Source organism: Lactiplantibacillus sp. B652, assembly GCF_023806745.1.
Classification (GTDB): Bacteria; Bacillota; Bacilli; order Lactobacillales; family Lactobacillaceae; genus Lactiplantibacillus; species Lactiplantibacillus pentosus.
Genome location: NZ_JAMSKY010000015.1, coordinates 1 through 17325 on the forward strand (window position 1 = coordinate 1; position 17325 = coordinate 17325).

At 43.3% G+C, this 17325-nt stretch carries 14 protein-coding genes and 2 pseudogenes; 1 reads left to right on the plus strand and 15 read right to left on the minus strand.

All coding sequences use genetic code 11. From position 1 onward, the window contains the following. Nucleotides 1-95 (plus strand): annotated as a pseudogene (locus MZO40_RS14505) (IS5/IS1182 family transposase); the annotation flags it as partial. Between the two features lie 15 nt (nucleotides 96-110). On the opposite strand, the pseudogene MZO40_RS14510 reads toward MZO40_RS14505, so the two are convergent. From MZO40_RS14510 to MZO40_RS14580, 15 genes and pseudogenes are all read right to left on the minus strand, one after another. Next, nucleotides 111-1475 (minus strand): annotated as a pseudogene (locus MZO40_RS14510) (sigma-54-dependent transcriptional regulator); the annotation flags it as partial. Between the two features lie 303 nt (nucleotides 1476-1778). Then, nucleotides 1779-2165: a DUF956 family protein gene (locus tag MZO40_RS14515; RefSeq protein WP_050339211.1), complete on the minus strand. Its 387-nt coding sequence runs from the start codon at nucleotides 2163-2165 to the stop codon at nucleotides 1779-1781. Between the two features lie 133 nt (nucleotides 2166-2298). Further along, complete coding sequence (locus MZO40_RS14520) at nucleotides 2299-3231, minus strand: PTS system mannose/fructose/sorbose family transporter subunit IID (protein WP_050339212.1); 933 nt, start codon at nucleotides 3229-3231, stop codon at nucleotides 2299-2301. An 18-nt stretch (nucleotides 3232-3249) separates the two neighbouring features. Continuing rightward, nucleotides 3250-4059, minus strand: coding sequence for a PTS mannose/fructose/sorbose transporter subunit IIC (locus MZO40_RS14525; RefSeq protein ID WP_050339213.1), 810 nt, complete (start codon nucleotides 4057-4059; stop codon nucleotides 3250-3252). Nucleotides 4060-4094: 35 nt separating this feature from the next. Further along, the gene (locus tag MZO40_RS14530; RefSeq protein WP_003637738.1) at nucleotides 4095-5069 is read right to left on the minus strand and encodes a mannose/fructose/sorbose PTS transporter subunit IIA; all 975 of its coding nucleotides are present in this window, start codon (nucleotides 5067-5069) and stop codon (nucleotides 4095-4097) included. 291 nt (nucleotides 5070-5360) lie between these two features. Then, entirely contained in the window at nucleotides 5361-6227 is an 867-nt protein-coding gene (locus MZO40_RS14535) for a C39 family peptidase (RefSeq protein WP_105961347.1), read from the minus strand. 240 nt (nucleotides 6228-6467) lie between these two features. After that, on the minus strand, nucleotides 6468-6683 hold the full coding sequence (locus MZO40_RS14540) for a hypothetical protein (protein ID WP_105961346.1): 216 nt from the start codon (nucleotides 6681-6683) through the stop codon (nucleotides 6468-6470). A 952-nt stretch (nucleotides 6684-7635) separates the two neighbouring features. Then, nucleotides 7636-8193, minus strand: coding sequence for a holin (locus tag MZO40_RS14545; protein WP_216768758.1), 558 nt, complete (start codon nucleotides 8191-8193; stop codon nucleotides 7636-7638). 11 nt (nucleotides 8194-8204) lie between these two features. Then, nucleotides 8205-8453 (minus strand): hemolysin XhlA family protein, encoded by a 249-nt coding sequence (locus MZO40_RS14550; RefSeq protein WP_050339220.1) that lies wholly within the window; start codon nucleotides 8451-8453, stop codon nucleotides 8205-8207. Further along, nucleotides 8454-9578 (minus strand): GH25 family lysozyme, encoded by a 1125-nt coding sequence (locus tag MZO40_RS14555; protein WP_252133373.1) that lies wholly within the window; start codon nucleotides 9576-9578, stop codon nucleotides 8454-8456. It abuts the gene before it with no gap. Nucleotides 9579-9581: 3 nt separating this feature from the next. Beyond that, nucleotides 9582-9731: a hypothetical protein gene (locus MZO40_RS14560; RefSeq protein ID WP_156182995.1), complete on the minus strand. Its 150-nt coding sequence runs from the start codon at nucleotides 9729-9731 to the stop codon at nucleotides 9582-9584. Next, nucleotides 9731-10048, minus strand: coding sequence for a hypothetical protein (locus MZO40_RS14565; protein ID WP_216748332.1), 318 nt, complete (start codon nucleotides 10046-10048; stop codon nucleotides 9731-9733). Before MZO40_RS14565 ends, MZO40_RS14560 begins: the two co-directional genes overlap by 1 nt. Continuing rightward, a complete protein-coding gene (locus MZO40_RS14570; RefSeq protein ID WP_252133374.1) occupies nucleotides 10041-12002 on the minus strand; it encodes a hypothetical protein in 1962 nt (653 codons plus the stop codon). The genes MZO40_RS14565 and MZO40_RS14570 overlap by 8 nt, the downstream gene beginning before the upstream one ends. Before the next feature lie 19 nt (nucleotides 12003-12021). Further along, the gene (locus MZO40_RS14575; protein ID WP_159257440.1) at nucleotides 12022-14454 is read right to left on the minus strand and encodes a phage tail spike protein; all 2433 of its coding nucleotides are present in this window, start codon (nucleotides 14452-14454) and stop codon (nucleotides 12022-12024) included. An 11-nt stretch (nucleotides 14455-14465) separates the two neighbouring features. After that, on the minus strand, nucleotides 14466-17318 hold the full coding sequence (locus tag MZO40_RS14580; RefSeq protein ID WP_216748330.1) for a phage tail domain-containing protein: 2853 nt from the start codon (nucleotides 17316-17318) through the stop codon (nucleotides 14466-14468). Nucleotides 17319-17325 lie beyond the last annotated feature (7 nt).

Sequence of the window (17325 nt, forward strand, 5' to 3'; positions counted from 1 at the left end):
AGAACTTTCGTAGGATTGCAACGCGTTATGATAAGCTCGCTCATGTTTATCTGGCTACGGTCTACATTGCCTCAATTTGCATCTTACTTAAGTAGTTTTCAGACGGACCCTAGTTGATTCTGCTTATAAAACGACTTCAAATGCAAGTTAATGTCCGTCGTAATGAAGCGATTGATGTGCTCCTTATCCAGCCCTTCACGGCGAAGTAAGGACGCCTTATCCCCAATAATTTCATATAAATTATAAGGTAACTCATAATTATCATTTTTATTCCGTAATGGTGTCGGACCATCGTTGGGTTTAACGATCAGAACTGGGTCGAGCAACTCTGAAATTGCTCCTAATTCATGCCGATTCGACGCCACCGTCATCAGACCACTCCGAATGTTTTGTGGTAAGTCATCCATGGTAATCGTGATTTCACTGTCATTCTCAATGCTATTAACGAAGCCTTGTGCACAGACCAATTGGATATTGGACTTCAACTGGCCGACATTCCCAAACGTGACCGACCCTAACAAGGCCTGGACGACGTCTTCCGTTAACCGAATCTGCTTATTGATTCGATTGGCTTCCAATGATAATAACGCTTTCAGCAATTCCAAACGTTCCTTCGCTGAACGGTGATTGAAGGCCGGGAGTTGAATCGTAATCGGAATCCGACGCACAAAGGTCTGTAACAAGGTACTCTCGGGGTCTTCGGTCGTCGCACAGACGAGGCGCACATTAGCATGGTGACTCTTGGCCGTCTCGCCCAGCCGGGAATAGGTACCATGATCCATGAAGTAGAAAATCATTTCTTGCCCTTCTGGTGGCAACCGGTGCACTTCATCCAGAAACAGCATGCCGCCGTCTGCTTCCTGAATCAGCCCATCCTTATCTTCGTTAGCACCCGTAAACGACCCTTTGACGTAACCAAATAAGTGCGACATCAATAATTCAGGGTTATGGGCGTAGTCCGCACAGTTGAACGTAATCAACCCTTGTGGATTGGTCAGCACTTGTTGGTTCTCCGCGAAACGATACATGGCGTTTGCAAAGTAAGTCTTCCCTGAACCAGTCGGCCCAATAATCAACGTATTCAAGCCCCGCGGTGGGTACAGAATTGCCGCCTTGGCCTGTTCGACCTGATTAGCTAGGCTTTCGTGCGACCCAATCATATTTTCAAAAATATCGGTGGCGGCTGACTTAGGTGCCGTGGTCGTCGTTCCGGTATTCGGCATTCGCTTCGCCATCGTGGCATTCGCTACGTCACTAACAGTGGTTGGCGCAGTTGCCAATTCATCCGTAGCCGGCACATAATGGACTGGCCGGCCAGCTAACTTATGGAGTTGGCCTTCGCGCACGAGTGTATTCAATTCTTTACTAACGTTTGAACGCGCTATCATTAACGCGGTCGCAACCATTTCCGTTGTTAGCCCGTGCGAATCACTGTGCTCGCGGACGTATTCGTATATTTTGGATTTTCTGGTCAAAATCGCCACTCCTTTTTACCAGGCTCAACTATTTTGTTCGATTTGATACACTATAACACACTACATTCTACCATAGTTAGCTGATAATCGACTTTTTAAAGGTCAGTGGGGTACTCCCCCAAAAGGCCCGTCCAGGCAAGTTGCCTATTAGCCCCCTATACCATATACCACACTGTCGTCCTATTTCACAGGATTACAAAACGAGCTCACGCGACGGTCAGTCCAACGACTAACGTCACGTAAGCTCGTGTGATAGTAGTCCAATTAATCACGATAGCAGGCGCTGCCACCCGTATCATGCGACTACTTCAGATACTTATCCTTGTTATTTTTGCCCTTAAAGATTCTGCCCAGGACCTGGAAGAATGTTAACGACTTAACGATGTGATCCGGCTCAATATACTTGCGCACGGCACGCAACACCTTTTTCGGGTCTTTAGCCGAAAAAGTAATCATGCCGTTACGCTTCGTTTGAAATGAGAACCGTGGAATCCAGCGACCACCAAACATCACTGATACCACGACATAGTTGACTTCCGTCCAGGGAATCTGAATAAAATTACGGACATTGCGGTCATCGTAAAATTCAAAGCCATTGTCGCCTACCATGATTTTGCCATAGTCGGTCAAGCCCATATGCGAGTTTCCATTCATGACTAAGTCAACCTTCGTATTAATTGATTGAACCATCTGACACTCCTCCTATCACCTTCTATTACTACCCGATTATACGGCGAGGGCCTGCTTTATGCAAAACCTGCCGAACTAAATAAAAAGGATGAGCTCCAACGAGTCCATCCTTTCAATACCACGAAACCGAATTTTACATCCAACCAATAACGTGCATCAGAACCCCAAATACGAAGAGGCCAAGAATGATAACGATTGGTGAAACTTTCTTCTTCAGTAACCACATGCAGAGGAAGGTTAACAGTAAGGCCATCAACCCAGGAATCAATTGATTCAAGTTATCTTGCAAAGTCGTTACTTTGTATTTATCAAGTGAACGTCCAGCGGCTTGTTGTGATAAGGCTTCCTTAATCCCAGCAGAGCCCTTTGGCAACTTGTCCCAGTCGATGTAAGCACCGGCTTGTTGCTTGATTGTCGAGACTTTAACAGGACTAAAGTCCACAACAACCCACCGCTCAATTAAGGCAGCAAGGATAAACATCCCAAGCATGGAAGCACCACGCGTAATATCTTGTAAAATACCACCAGATAAGTCATCGGTAATCTTAGAACCGGCTTTGTAACCGAATTCTTGAGTATACCACATGAAGCCCATCCGAATTGCGTTCCAAACAACGAAGTATAAAATTGGTCCAACGATACTACCAGAGATCGCAAGTGATGCAGCTAAGGCACCAACAATTGGCTTAACCGTGTACCAGAACACAGGGTCCCCAACACCGGCTAAAGGTCCCATCATACCAACTTTAACCCCTTGGATCGTAACATCATCGATTGGAGCACCATTAGCACGTTCTTCTTCAAGCGCTAAGGTAACACCAATAACTGGTGAAGCAACGTATGGGTGGGTATTGAAGAATTCCATGTGACGCTTCAAAGCTGCGGCACGGTCTTCTTTAGTCGTATATAATTTCTTGATTGCTGGAATTAATGAATAAGCCCAACCACCGTTTTGCATACGTTCATAGTTCCATGAACCTTGGAGGAACGTTGAACGCCACCAAACATGCAGACGATCACTTTTACTTAACGTTACTTTTTTAGTAATATTTGTAGTTTCAGACATCTCAGTTTGCCTCCTTCTCTAATACTTGTCGATAATGTCGCCAACTGGATCACCAGTATTAGCGCCACCACCATTGCTGCCAGAGTTACCTTGCTTCGAAAGTGCTAAGTACATCAAGGCTAAGGAAATCCCGATTGCACCTAAACCAATCAAAGTAATGTCACTGATTGCGGCTAAGACGAAACCTAAAGCGAAGAATGGCCAAACCTCACGAGAAGCCATCATGTTGATAACCATGGCGTACCCAACGGCAACAACCATACCACCACCGATTGACAAACCATCAGTCAACCAACTAGGCATTGCGTTCAACATTGCCTTAACAGGAGTGGCACCAACGGCTAAGATCAAAGCGGCTGGAATCGCGATACGAAGACCTTGCATGCAGATGGCAACCCATTGCCAGAAATCGATCTTGGCAAAGCTACCTTCTTCAGCAGCACGGTCCATGATGTGAACAATACCAGTTGCTAACGTCCGGGCGATGATGGTTAAAAGTAAACCAGCAACGGCCAAAGGAACGGCGATCGCAATGGCTGAAGTAACCCCGGCACGGCCTTGGCCACCTAAAACTAAGATAATTGCAGATGCAATTGATGCTAACGCAGCATCAGGTGCAACGGCGGCACCAATGTTGGCCCAACCTAAGGCAATCATTTGAAGACTCCCACCTAAGATAATGCATGGGACTAATTGTCCGGTTACTAATCCGATTAGGGTACATGCAACAACTGGTTGATGGAAGTGGAATTCATCCAAAATACCTTCCATACCAGCTAAAAATGATACAAGTACGACTAAAATCACTTGAATTACGTTCAAATTCATGATTTAATCCTCCATCTTTTCTGATATTCTTGAAACTACTTTTGTTCCTTTAACATGTTTTCAGCTTTGTTTAAAATGTTATCCATGTTTTCCTTACCATCACTTGGAACCTTCCGAACATCGAATTCGATGCCGTCTTGTTCGAGTTTCCGGTAAGTGTCAATGTCATCTTGATCAAAGGCCAAAACTTTGTTTGGTTGAACTTTACCAGCCGAGTGAGCCATTGAACCAATGTTCAAGGTCTTGATCGGCACGCCACCTTCGATTGCACGTAAGGCATCTTGTGGCGTTTCGAATAATACTAATGCTTTTTGACCACCAAAGTGCTTGTCATCCTTGGCAATCTTAATCATTTGCTTGATTGGAATAACATGAGCTTTCACACCAGAAGGCGCTGCTTGCTTGATCATGTTAGTCCGTAACTCGTCCTTCGCAACGTTATCTGACGCAACGATGATCCGAGTTGGGTTGACCGTCTTGCTCCATGCAGTGGCAACTTGCCCATGCAAGAGACGTGAGTCAATCCGTGCCAAACCATATTCCATCGTCCCTGGACGACCGGCATTAGCATTATTGGTAGCTGCAGCAGCTGCCTTTTCTTCCTTAGGTGCTAATGCTTCAGGACGAACCTTAACGCCGTCCTTGGCCGTTTCAATGATGTGGGTGGCAATTTCGTGTGCCGAATCCATTGAAAGCCGTGAAGCGTATGCTTCAATCAACATTGGCAAGTTCAAACCGGCAACGATTGCCCATTTGTCCTTGTGTGCTTCAAACAAGCCGTTGACTTGGTTGAATGGTGTTCCGCCCCAAAGGTCGACTAAGAATAAGACTTGCTCTTGATCGTCGAATGAAGCAATGGCTTTTTCCAACTTAGCCTTGATGTCGTCAGGGCCTTCGCTAGGCATCAATGTAACAGCTTGAACGTTTTCTTGTTCGCCGAAAATCATTGATCCGGATTGATAGATGCCTTTAGCGAATTCGCCGTGACTAGCAATGATAATGCTTACCATCTTTGTACCTCCTATTTTTCGTTACAGTCATATAAAACGAATAAATAATATCTAAAATTGCCTGTAACTATTTATGTTTTTTGATACTGTAAGCGCAATCTTTTTCGCACTCACTAATATACATGCAAATTCCGTGCCAAAATACACTAGCGGTAAAAGCCCATATAACAAAGGTCTTTTTGATACACAAAAGCAATACAGTATCAAATTTCAGTTTTTGTGTATCAAATAGCGTATTTTTTAACCTAAAATTACGAAACAGTAACTAAAGTTAACGATGGTATTAATTTCTTAATAACTCAGTGACCGGCGCCCATTACCTTGCCACATCGTTTCAAAGACCGAATTGGTCAGCTCACCATGCTGGCCATTCCAGGGGTCATTGTAACGAATCGTCGTCGCAGTGTACCCCGTTAACGTGATGGTGTGGCTGGCAAAACCATCTAGTCCTTTGACCCACACGACCACGGGGTGCCGAGCAGCTAATCGTTGTTTGATTGTGAGCAGGCTGGCTCCACTCAAATCAACCGCGGTTGGTAAAAAATGCCGCATCGTCGGTAACAGTCCCTGCGGATAAATATAGAGACCGACACCGTATTCAGATGTCGGGTCACCAACAAACCCCATGTTAGGATTGAAACTACGTGGCACCAACGCCGCTAACGCCAACTTATCGATTCGGACACCCGCATACTGCAGCAGCATCGTGGCAGCTGTCATCTCACAGCCCGTCGGCAATTCTGGCAACTGATTGATGAGTGGGACCTTTAACTGTACGGCGTCCGTCGTAACTGGTTTCAAGTCGGCCGCCGCAACCCAGCCACTCTGATGAGCAGCGTTATGCACGTAATAGTAGCGTTGTCGCTGACCGTGACGATAGATGTCAGCTTGTTCAGTTCGCGTCCACTTGGTCTGTGGATGATACTTCAAATGCAAATTAACGCGCAATTGCGCCCGCTGTCCCGGCAAAACCGTTAGATGGTAGCCAACACCCGTTTGACGCTTGGTCTGATAAACGCGTGCTGGGGTCACTTGAATCGCACGGATGGGATAAGTGGTCGCGGCCCGTGGCGGATTCGCAGCATGTGCCGCTTGCGCTAGTCCCACGCTCACAAATAAACTACCGAGTAGGCCCCATAATCTGCTGATTTTAGTCAATTACTGCCCCTCACCTTCCATTAACTGCTAGCCCATCGATTAACCGTTTACATTATAATGCTGGTATGCGTGAGATTGAAATATAAAATACGGCAAAGTTGGTGGACGTTAGGGGGGCATCCGGTAGTTATACTTATCTATTCTGTAACTGTAACGCAGGATATCCTCAGAATGAGCAAAATTAGTTCAACATAAAGCCGACTGATCTCCACGACCAGTCGGCTTTGTATTCAGATTCAGTTAGTCTTCATGCTGCTTCGAAGCTTTCAACTTCCGTTCCGCTTCATCACGTTCTCGCCACCGCGCTGCTAGTAGCGCATTAATTTCTTCCCTGGTAGGCATACTCATGCCGCCAAACCACGACTTGTGTGAGATTTTTTGGATGAGTTCATCATAGGTGGGTTCTTTTGGTTCTTTTGGTTCTTTCGGTTCTTTCGGTTCTTCTGCTTTGTTCATCTGTTTTACCTCATTTGGATCGGTGCTGTTGAAACCGGCTAAAAATAATGATGGTACTAATCGAGTATAACGCTGAGCAGCTGATTGCAATCGTTAAAACACTTTTGTTTTGAATACACCCCAGCACAGACTCTCACTGGAAAATTTCATCACTCAGATGACTGGCCTTCAACAATCACAGGATCCACTTTTTCAGTACCAATGACAAACTGTCATTCATATCTGAGACATGAGCCAAACGTTGAAATTAACGAAGTACCTGAAGGTCAACATAGCTTTGATTGTGTACAGCCAGTTTAGATATCAGTTTAGAGTCTGCCCAAATTATGGCTTGTTATTCCAACTAAGAATAATAAAAAAGCCGGTATATCAAGGATTTACCTCTCAATACCAGCTATCTGTATCTATATGCGGCCAAGAAGATTTCATAGTAAAACGTCTAAGCCCTTTGATACCACTGTGTTTAGGCCCTATTAAGTTTTCTCAGTATCGCTTTTAGTATCGCTCTTGTGAGGGGCCAAGTTTACATAGTTTCACAACATCTTCTTAATATCAATAATACTAATCCGGCTTGATTAAATTCATGAAAATTCCCCCGCGCCGAAACGCAGGGGAATTAATCAAGTTATAACTATCATCTAGAAACATCCTAGAGACAGCTGGCATTATACTTATTATTTACCGTTTTGTAAAGCTTGATCGAGAAATGACAACGCTTATCAATCTGTATCGCAATACTCGAAGTAGCCTATAAGCCTCTTTACATTTGCCAGCTTTGATGTATAATTATTAACGTTTTCCCTTGGCCTTTAGGGAGGGGATAACAGAAAAACACCTATTTTACTTTAAGCATTGGGCCAGTCTTGACTGGTCCTTTTTTGTATACTTCTGCCAAACTAAAAATCCCCCACGCCGAAGCGCAGGGGATTAGCAAATTCAATATTTAATTATACTACTTTTCGCCTGCTTGTGAGGCGGATTCTGACGTCGTTTCGGCATCTGATTGCACATTGCTATCCAAATTAGCCGCTAGCGATGACGCTAAAGTGGCTGCTGAACTAGCCGTGGCCGTGTCACCAACTGCCGCCGCACTAGCAGCTTGACTGTAAGCCGCCACTACTGCCTGTGATGCCTCGACTGCGGCTTGACTGGCCGCTGCTGAGTTAGCTGCCGCAATCTTAGCCTGGGCTTCTGACAAGGCTTCCACGACCGTTTGCTCCGTAGAAGCTAGCGTGTTCGACTTGGTTTTGATTATGTTACCCGTATCCTCCAAAATGGAATTATCTGTAATCACGCCCCAAAATGCTAATAGTGATCCGACGCCGGTAATGATCAATAAAACCGTATTGGTATCAATACTATCGTTAAAAAATACTGTGGCGACGGCCAGTCCAATCACTAATACTGAACCAATGATTTGGGCCCAGTAAGAAGCTTTAGTGTAGTTAGCCTTAAAAGTTGCCGCAATGGTCTGAAAGAATTTGGTTACTGCTTTTTTTATTTTTGTCATCATTGTCTCTCCTAAATAAATTTTTCTGCAATGTAAATTAATAAGGTTATTAAGCCACCGCCCACCAATACACTAATCAGCCAATTTTGAATCGCTGTTAGTCGATCAATCCGACGACTGTTTTCATTACTAGAAGCTAACGCTTGGTTGACCTTTTCATCAATGCTTCCCATATCGTCAAATTTCTGGTTTAGACGGCCTAGATTTTCTTTAATCTCCATTAATAAACGGGTTTCATCACTAATATCGCCCTGTGCCATTTACTTCACTACCTTAGTATTAGCCTTGTTAGCAGTGAAATTAGTCTTGTGGCCAGAGTGTTTAAATCTCCGATAACCGCCACTGTTAATTTCATAACCATCTACTTTTAAGACCGTACCTTTCTTAATATGAGTTTGTCTCTTACCGTTTTTATACGTCCAGATACCGTTACTCTTCACTACTTTCGCCTTAGTGATTTTAGGATTTGAAAAATAACTGGCCTTAATATCTTGCGCGCGAACTTGACCAATTGCCGTACTGCCGTTGTATAGCGTTAAAACTTGATTTGATTTTCCCGTGTACACAGTCTTGATTGAATGTACTCTCAAGTTAACCTTAGTGAGTGAGCTATCAATAGTTTTGCTAGTGCCATAAAACTTAGTGCCCGCTTTAACACGTACCACTTCTTTCAGAATGTGACCACCATAAGGATAATTTGACTTGTTAATAGTGGTGCCAAACCAGTTATTGCTACCAGTGAACTTTGAAGCGTCTGTTGAAGCCTTTAGTGAAGTGCTGTAACGGCTGTCAGTGTATTGCCACAATTGGTAGCTGAAGCTGGTTGAAGGTGCACTTGTCTGATAGGCTGCTAACCACATACCGTCATAACCAGACTTTGAACTAATGTTCGTAGTGTAGAAACTTTGATATGAATAGAGATAAACTTTCTTACTAGTTAACGACTGCAATTCTGTGGCGAATGCCTTGGTTGCAGCGCTGTATGTACCTGAAGTCGTTGTCAATTCTTCAGCGTCATTCACGTAAAACTTTGGTGCATATGTTTTAGAACGATTGTAAAAATCTTTTGCTTCCTGTTTAGCGTCACTTGCATTGACATACTGACTGAAGGCATACACGCCGTATGGAACACCTGCTGCTTTCAGTACCTTCACATTATGTACAAAATACTTATCTTTGTAGTTTGAGCCATATTGCACACGCAAGATGACGCCCTTCACTTCACCTTTTAGAAGCTTGGCTTGGCTAGTTGTGATCTGGCCTTGCCATTCTGAAAGGTCAAGCACAGGTTGTGTTGCGGCGTTTGCGGTAACTTTTAACCCAGACAAAAAGAAAAGAGCGGCCGCAGTTAACAGCCCGCCCTTAATTAACTTTTTAACGTTCAATCCTTATTCCTTCTTCCCTTTTAAAGCGTTTAATTCATGTTGCAGGTTGTCATTTTGAACCTGAAGCATAGCAATTTCCTGTTCGCTAATCGCAATTTTTTGTGCAAAATTTTCACGCATTTTATCAACTAATGCTTGCCCGTCAACTTTCATTATTCAGTCACCCCGCTTTCTGCTTCAGTAGTGCTTTCAGTCGTATTATCAGCAGTCGCTTCAGTAGTTGTCGTTGTTGTTTCTTCAGCTGTGGTAGTAGTCGTTGTGTCATCAGGCAACATTGCGCTGAGTGCGGTAATCAAGCTATTCAGAACCATCTTCTTGATAGCTTCAACGCCGTTTGCAATTGCCGTGTTGAAGTCGTCCATTGCAATTGTGCTTTCTGAGCTAATCGCAAGATTTTTAATAGTGAAAGAAATAGTCATGATGTTGTTGTTATAGTCTGGTTTGTAATTCGTGATTAATAAACTATCCATTGATTTTTGCCTCCATAGCTAAAACGTTAGTGTTTAATTCGTCAATTTGCTTTGCCTGTTCCTGCGATAAAGCTAGTACAGCGTTTAAAAGCACACCGTTATCAATACCAACTATGTTGCCGTCTTCATCACGGGCATAGAATGCTTCAGGCAAAGCCCATTCTTTTGTTGCGTTTACGTCATCAATAATCCCTGATAAGCGCAGCGGATCAGTGTAATCATCTGTATCATAATTGTACGTGGCCAAATCAATACTCATGGCAAGGCTTGACCAGTAATTAATGTCAGCAGCCTCTACATTGGTCTTTTCAGACAATAGCGACTTTGAAGATGATCCTGAATAATAAATGTTCTTATGATAGGTATTCACCCGATTACTATCATCGTCTGTGAAATAGATACCGCCACCATCTTTAGACCTAACCTGATGTGCACGACTTAACCCCATATTCCTTACCCAGAGATCACGGTTGAATTTTATGGGATTACTCCCTGCTGAATCAATACCAAAATTTGCGGTTTGACTATCATCGCTATACCCAACGTACCAAGTACCCTGATTACCATTACTCTTGATGTTGCCGTATGTAGTAAAGGTAATACCCTTGTTAGTGTCAGTGATCCGGCCGTTAAAAGTAATATTTTGTGTATTACCATATAAATTAATACCATACACAGAGCTAAGGCTGACACTCCCAGTAGCAGTAACGCCGCTTGAAAATGTATTATCTGAAGCTGCTGTATAACCGTCAGTAAGTGTCAATTGGCCATTGCTCAGTGAAGTTTGATTTGCATAATACGTACCGTCACTTGAAGCAGTAAAGTATCTTACGCTTGTTGTGAGTGACGCTTGATCAATTGCGGCTTGCAAGCCCACACTGCTATCAAACATAGTAGATGTGTACACGCCACTAGCATTAATAGTGAGCGGGTAATAGCCGCCGGTATTATAGCTACTAGTGCTCTTAGTCCCGCTGTTGATCACACCGCTGTTAATCGTGCCACCATTGATGACTGTGCCCGTGATTGTAGTACCGCTGATCGTGCCACCGGTGATTGTATTACCAGAAACTGTAGCCCCACTGATTGTGCCACCGGTGATTGTATTACCTTTAATCGTGCCGCTTGTCACTGTCCCTAGATCAGCAGATAAGGCTGATAAACTACCGACATTCAAGCGTGCTACATCTAGTGTCCCTGTGGTGATATTGGTGGCATTGATGTTTGTACCAGTGATAGTGCTGAAGTCAATCGTGCCCGCAGTCAATTTGCTTGCAGACACACTGCCAATTTTTGCATTAGTAATAGCTGCGTCTGCTAACTCTGCCGTTCCAATTACAGCTTCATCAATAGCTGTCTTAGTTGTGATGTGAATTAATGAACCGTCTGAAACTCCTGTGCTAAGCGTGGTGTAATCTGCACTTGCTTGGCTTGCGGCTGCTGAAGCAACTGAAGCCGTGCTAGAAGCGTTACTACCAACCACACCGGCACTGGTTGCAGCCGCTGAAGCGGTACTTGCAGCCGTACTTGCTGTTGCCGCACTTGCTGCGGCTTCACTAATTGAGTCGCTAAAACTATCATTGATCAGCGTCTGAACATTTGAATAGGCGGTGTTATATGTACTTTGCAACGTAGTCAAGTTATCGCGGTCAACCGTGCTTGCAGTCGTCAAATCTGCTAATAGACTTGATTCATATGTATTCATTGCGTTGTAAGCTGTGGTTAATGCCGTTGTACTAATACTACTGCTTTTAGCTGTGGTGACAATTGCCGTATATTGAATTGTAGCCACAGTCAAAGAGTACTCAAGCTGCTGCTTTTCGATAACTGACATTATGCTGCTAGTATTTAAATTGGTGACGCCTGTGTTTGCCGTGTCTGCAGTTGCTTGTGCAGTTTCAGCAGTTGTTGAAGCGTCTGTGATTGACACAGACACCGTGCCAAGAGTTGCCATTTATTTCACCTCCTTTCATTTATTCTGTCTCATCTTCAGAATCATCATCATCACTAAATGAAACACTGCTATCGGTTCTAAAAGTCAGCGGATATTGCTGCAAATATTCCACTTTATCAGTTGATGTAGTGCTACTTTTGACGTTGAAACCAGCATATAAATTAGTGCCGTCATAATACGTAGTTTCTGGTTCATAAACGTCATTACTGGCCGCAATGTCTGCCAGCCCCCACTCATAGCTAAATACTAACGAATTAGTTACAAGATTGGCGCAATAAAGCATTCTCTTATCCGACATGTCAACCTTTCCTGAATTCCAAAGAACATAGTCACCATATACAGTGAAAGATTGAAAAGTCTGATCAGTAAGTGAGTAGCCAAAGTCGGTAACCAGGATAGAGTATTTGAGGTCAGTGCTGCCATTCATTAATTCATCTGCGTCAATCACTGAAAGTTGACCAAGATATGTGAGACGAATACCAACCATGTTATTTGTTGCGTCATAGTTGCAAGTAATGTGGCGCTCGCTCTTGTAATAAGTAGTTAGCTTGTCCACGGCTACAATAGTGTTCGCCTGATACTTAACACGGCTGATATAGTAGTTGGAGTCATCATATACTTGCGTCCAGATGTACGGTAGGTCATCAACTACTTGAATGCCAAAGTTGGCACCGTGACGGCTACCGTCAAGAACCATTGATGATTGATAAGTGCCATTGCTATCCAATAGTAAAAATTCAACTGCGTAATCATGAGTAACTGACAAAGATACTGTTGTACTCGGGCTATCTTTATACGCCCTTGACGCAATGTAATAGCCTTTATACGTTCCTGAAGTAATAGGTTGCACATATTGAAATGCCTTGGCACTCCCAGTATATGAATCATCCGAACCATCACTTAAACTATATTGTAATAGATTTGAACCATTATCTTCATTCATTCCCAGCACATTCGTTTCACTGATGTAGTCAGTATTAATGCTGAGCGTCAATGAACCACTGCTCAATTCATCTTTTGATAATTCCAGCAAATAACCATCATTGCGGTGAGTCGTATAAAAGTCCGTATCAGCACTACCTGAGCTGCTGTACACATTCCATACAAAAGCTGGCGCTTCACAGTAGCTGGTGACATCAGTGCCATAAATTTCTACATGGCCAATAAACCGCTTAGTTGATTCTGAAGAAGACCAGTCAGCACCATCAGGCTGTAAAATCGTAGCCACCAAAGCCGTGTTGTCACTCAGAGCATCCTGAATCAAATCAGAAATGCTGGTATTCAATTTGTTTTCTAGTGAATTGATCAAGCTTGGTGTGATCAGTGCTAACGTTGTAAATTCGCCTAAAACAACTGAGTTACTTGAAGGAGTTGCTTCAGATTCAACTTGCTGAATTACCCGTGAAGAAAGTGCTTGTTGTGGGTCATCTTCAAGATCAATCACCCGCACGCTGTCACCAATCGCAGCAGAAAAATCAGGTGAAATAGTCACAGTGTAATTTGATCGTGGGTGATTGTAATAAGCCAGAACTTTTTTCCCCCACGTCAATAGCCCCGCCGCTGTGTTAATGTTGGTATTTGAAGTAACACCTTCAAGATAATTGGCATTGCCTGCGTTATATTCATCATTCGCGGTAGCGTCAAAAATCCACTCACTACCACTATTTGCATCTGCAATCGTTGTAGTGCCATCTGAACCGCCAAGAGGTTTAAGCGCAGTAATTAAGCTTGTATCAATTGTTTCACGCTGAATATTTTCAGCATTGAAACGATATTCTACTCGTTTTCCCGTACTCTGATCGCCTAGCTCACTGACAATATCAACATATTTATTGATTACCTTACCCTGACTAACTTCGACATACGAACGAATCTCTAAATCAAAGTCTTGAAGAGCAGTTTGTAGTAAAGAGTTCGCAGTAGAAGTACCGTTAATCTCATAACTAGCACGCCCGCTGTCATCTTCACTCTCACCAGTGTATTCATCAGAATTGATGACGAAGTCTGAGTCTCCCAGCAGGTACTCCATAACGTCTTGAGACGTAGGGTTCACCATTGTCTTTGAATCAGGTACAAGGTGCTTTAAATTCCAAAGTAACAAATCATACGCCGTAATACTCTTCAGACCAGTTGACCTGTCAACTTCCACTTCAGAAACACGGTAACAGTGTAAATACCCATCAGCGTTTTGGTGAACTAGATGTACACCTGTTTCCATAATTGGATAAAGTGAAGACGGCCGTGGCACGTCCATAGTTACATAGCTATTCCATTCTTTAGTGTTACCATTCAGAATCTCACTAACAGACGTGTCGTCATCACTGGTGGAGTCCTCAGACGCAATCTCTGTATGAATTTCATCATTCACGAACCAATCACTCTGACTATGGCCACCCACCGGCGTTGCGGTTGAGATGATTTTATCTAAAGCGTTATTGAAAACATAATACATCTCAAATCTCCTTACTTGTACGTTGGTCTATATGTCATAGCCCAGTCTGCTGTAGCAATCGTTGGTGAAATAGCAATCTCAGTCTCTTCACCGCCTTGTAGACTTGGCCAAGAGCTACCAATAGATAGCTTGTCCATATATTCAGCGTCATCTTTATAGATTTTGTGCTCTTGAAAATCAAATTTAAGTGTGTTGTCACTGTCAGCAATTGGCGTTACATCTTCAGTGTCAACGGCTTGATAAACCTTCAAATCATACCCAGACATCACATCATTTTTGTAATAAACGGCGTTGCCCTTAGAAGTGCTGTCATAGGTGTCTAAGCCTTTAATGTTCATCTTAGCCGTGTGCATAGCAATTTTGGCCAAAGAAAAAGCGTAGCTAGATGAAAGTGTCTTGCTACCGCTCTTTGAAAATCCGTTCTTCTTGGCTTTGTGCGTGCTACTATCAAGCTCTTCTATCTTATAGGTGTACTTGTTACCCACTTTTCTGATTCTGAACAGGCCATAAAAATCACTAAATGATGATGTACTAGTATTTACAGGCGTTGTCACAGTTTTAGCCTGAGCAACACTCTTGCTGCTAGTGGTTGTGTAGTACCAATTTGCTGTAGCCAGCGCCTTCAACTTTTTTAGCTGTTTCTTTTGAGCTGTAGTCAGTTTCTTCTTGTTCTCAAGTTTTTTCAGTGTAGCCTTGTATGACTTGATTTTAGAAGCACTATAGCGCACTTTGCTCTTCACTGTTTTCTTAGTCGTTGAGCTGTCATAATACTTGATCGTTTTTGTGCTAGCCTTCCCCTTAGAAGTCGTGCCATAGCCTTCATAAAGATGGGTATGAGCAGAGTGTGTACCAATTTGAAGTTGCGCCATTACCTTGCCGCTATCAGTATTATCTTTCAGCATAATTTTGCCACGGCGTGCGCCATCTTCATCTAATAAGTAAAACTCAATTTTGCCTTTAGCATAAGACTGCTTAACGTGCATTGACATACGCACATCAACTTGCCAATCAGTAGGTGCAGTTGAAAGGGTTCTCATGACAACCGGCCCGTAAAATTCCGTATAAGAATGGTTCTTAGCTGTCCCAAAATTAGCGACTTTCTTATTAGTATATGAACCGCTTGAGTTGTACACCTTTACCGTATGTGTTGCCACACGGAACCCGCTAGTTGATAGCGTGGCCATTTTACCATCAACTGAACTGTTTTCCAGCTCAAACGATGTACTAGTTAAGGTGCTCCACCGGTTTCTGGTGTCCATAGGGTCATGAAGAATCAACGTATCACCCGTTGCTGCTTCAGTACCTGTTTCAGTATCAACATCTTCACCAACGTAGCTGTATGATTGCTTGCTATTATATGCGTCATCATAAACAATTCCTGCACGGTTAATGCTTTCAGTTGGCACTACGGTGAATACAGGCTCAGTGGTTGCATTCCCGTCTGGCGTAACGCTGAAAGTTGTGCTGTTAGTCAAAATAAATTGAGTGTAGTAAGCCGTGTCTGAGTCATCAAATAGGGTTGTGATCGTAGCGTCTGAGTTTGTGACGTAGAACTTGAAGCTGTCAATGGTGATAGTGTCCGTGTTTCCTTGAGATAGATACAAATACAGGCTTTCAGTGGCACTATTCAAAGACGGCCAAGAAAAATCTGTATCAACCGTGCCTTCATAATTACCATATTCATCAGTGTCATCAGCGTCAGGGGTAACCGTTGCAACAGTATTAGTGGCAACAAGTTCCCCGCTACTATCGTACTCAGCTAACTGAATATTGAACGTGTTAGACACGCTGTCTGCGTCACTATTCCATGAACAACCAAAGTGTGTGGCCGTAGGTTGAGCCCGAATCATCAACTGAAGACCGCTCAGAGTGACACGTTCAGCAAACAAGTTAATGTACAAAGAGCAATCAGAAACGCTGGCAATTGACAGTGTGCTTGAAAGCGTTGCTGTCCCTATTGCCGTCCCTGAATATGTGCTTGTACCGTCAGGGCTATCAATTGCAATTGTTGCTGTAACATCTTGTGTAGTGCCGTCTGAGTATGTCACCGTAAATGTGGCATAAACTTCACTGGTTGATCCTACTGAAGTTGTAGCAGTTGCGTCACCTGTAGCGTCACTAGATGTAACTGCTGTAGTAGACGGTGCGTCTATGATGTAGTCAAACTGAAGCTGCACGTCACTGCCCTGAGCGTCTGTGATGAAGTCATCAGCAACACTAGCACTTTCTACAGCAACACCTTCAGCATAGTCATCACTGCCGTAGTCACGCTGAGTATCAGTGTCATCACCAACTTCATTAACGGTATCTTCAAGATAGTTACTGGAAGCAACCGTTTTAATATCCAAAGCGTCGTCACTTAGCTGTAAAAGCTTACCTGAAGTGTAGTAACGTGGATAAACCCAGTGCTGTGCACCAAAGCCATGTGGGTCACTACACTTAAAAGTAATTGTGAAAGTTGCCATATAGTAGCTTGCTTCATCAGTCCATGACGGTGTAGATATATCAGTAACGTGGCCAAAATAAACAATAATGCCATCATTGTTGTCACCTGACCAAGTAATAGGCTGCTCTTCTTCATCAGCTTTATCACTCCAAAGACCTTCACTAATATCACGCATAATCTGATATACGTCATCAGACTTATCTGCAATAACAGTGCACTCAGCCGTGAGCTGAAGTCCACCATACGAATTAGACATGTAACCCAGTCCCACACGGCCGGGAATTGTCTGCGTATTTTCAGTGATGTCAGGCGTTATGTTTCTGGTGAATTTATTTACCAAGAAACCCATATCATAATTGGTCAAAGTACCAATACTCAAAATGTTATTAGACTGAAAATCACTGCTTGTTAATTCCAAAGATCAC

Excerpts from the sequence above, each read along its gene's own strand:
- MZO40_RS14515 (WP_050339211.1), bottom strand. The coding sequence starts at position 2,165 with ATGGTTCAATCAATTAATACGAAGGTTGACTTAGTCATGAATGGAAAC.
- MZO40_RS14520 (WP_050339212.1), bottom strand. The coding sequence starts at position 3,231 with ATGTCTGAAACTACAAATATTACTAAAAAAGTAACGTTAAGTAAAAGT.
- MZO40_RS14525 (WP_050339213.1), bottom strand. The coding sequence starts at position 4,059 with ATGAATTTGAACGTAATTCAAGTGATTTTAGTCGTACTTGTATCATTT.
- MZO40_RS14530 (WP_003637738.1), bottom strand. The coding sequence starts at position 5,069 with ATGGTAAGCATTATCATTGCTAGTCACGGCGAATTCGCTAAAGGCATC.
- MZO40_RS14540 (WP_105961346.1), bottom strand. The coding sequence starts at position 6,683 with ATGAACAAAGCAGAAGAACCGAAAGAACCGAAAGAACCAAAAGAACCA.
- MZO40_RS14545 (WP_216768758.1), bottom strand. The coding sequence starts at position 8,193 with ATGACAAAAATAAAAAAAGCAGTAACCAAATTCTTTCAGACCATTGCG.
- MZO40_RS14550 (WP_050339220.1), bottom strand. The coding sequence starts at position 8,453 with ATGGCACAGGGCGATATTAGTGATGAAACCCGTTTATTAATGGAGATT.
- MZO40_RS14560 (WP_156182995.1), bottom strand. The coding sequence starts at position 9,731 with ATGAAAGTTGACGGGCAAGCATTAGTTGATAAAATGCGTGAAAATTTT.
- MZO40_RS14565 (WP_216748332.1), bottom strand. The coding sequence starts at position 10,048 with ATGGATAGTTTATTAATCACGAATTACAAACCAGACTATAACAACAAC.
- MZO40_RS14570 (WP_252133374.1), bottom strand. The coding sequence starts at position 12,002 with ATGGCAACTCTTGGCACGGTGTCTGTGTCAATCACAGACGCTTCAACA.
- MZO40_RS14575 (WP_159257440.1), bottom strand. The coding sequence starts at position 14,454 with ATGTATTATGTTTTCAATAACGCTTTAGATAAAATCATCTCAACCGCA.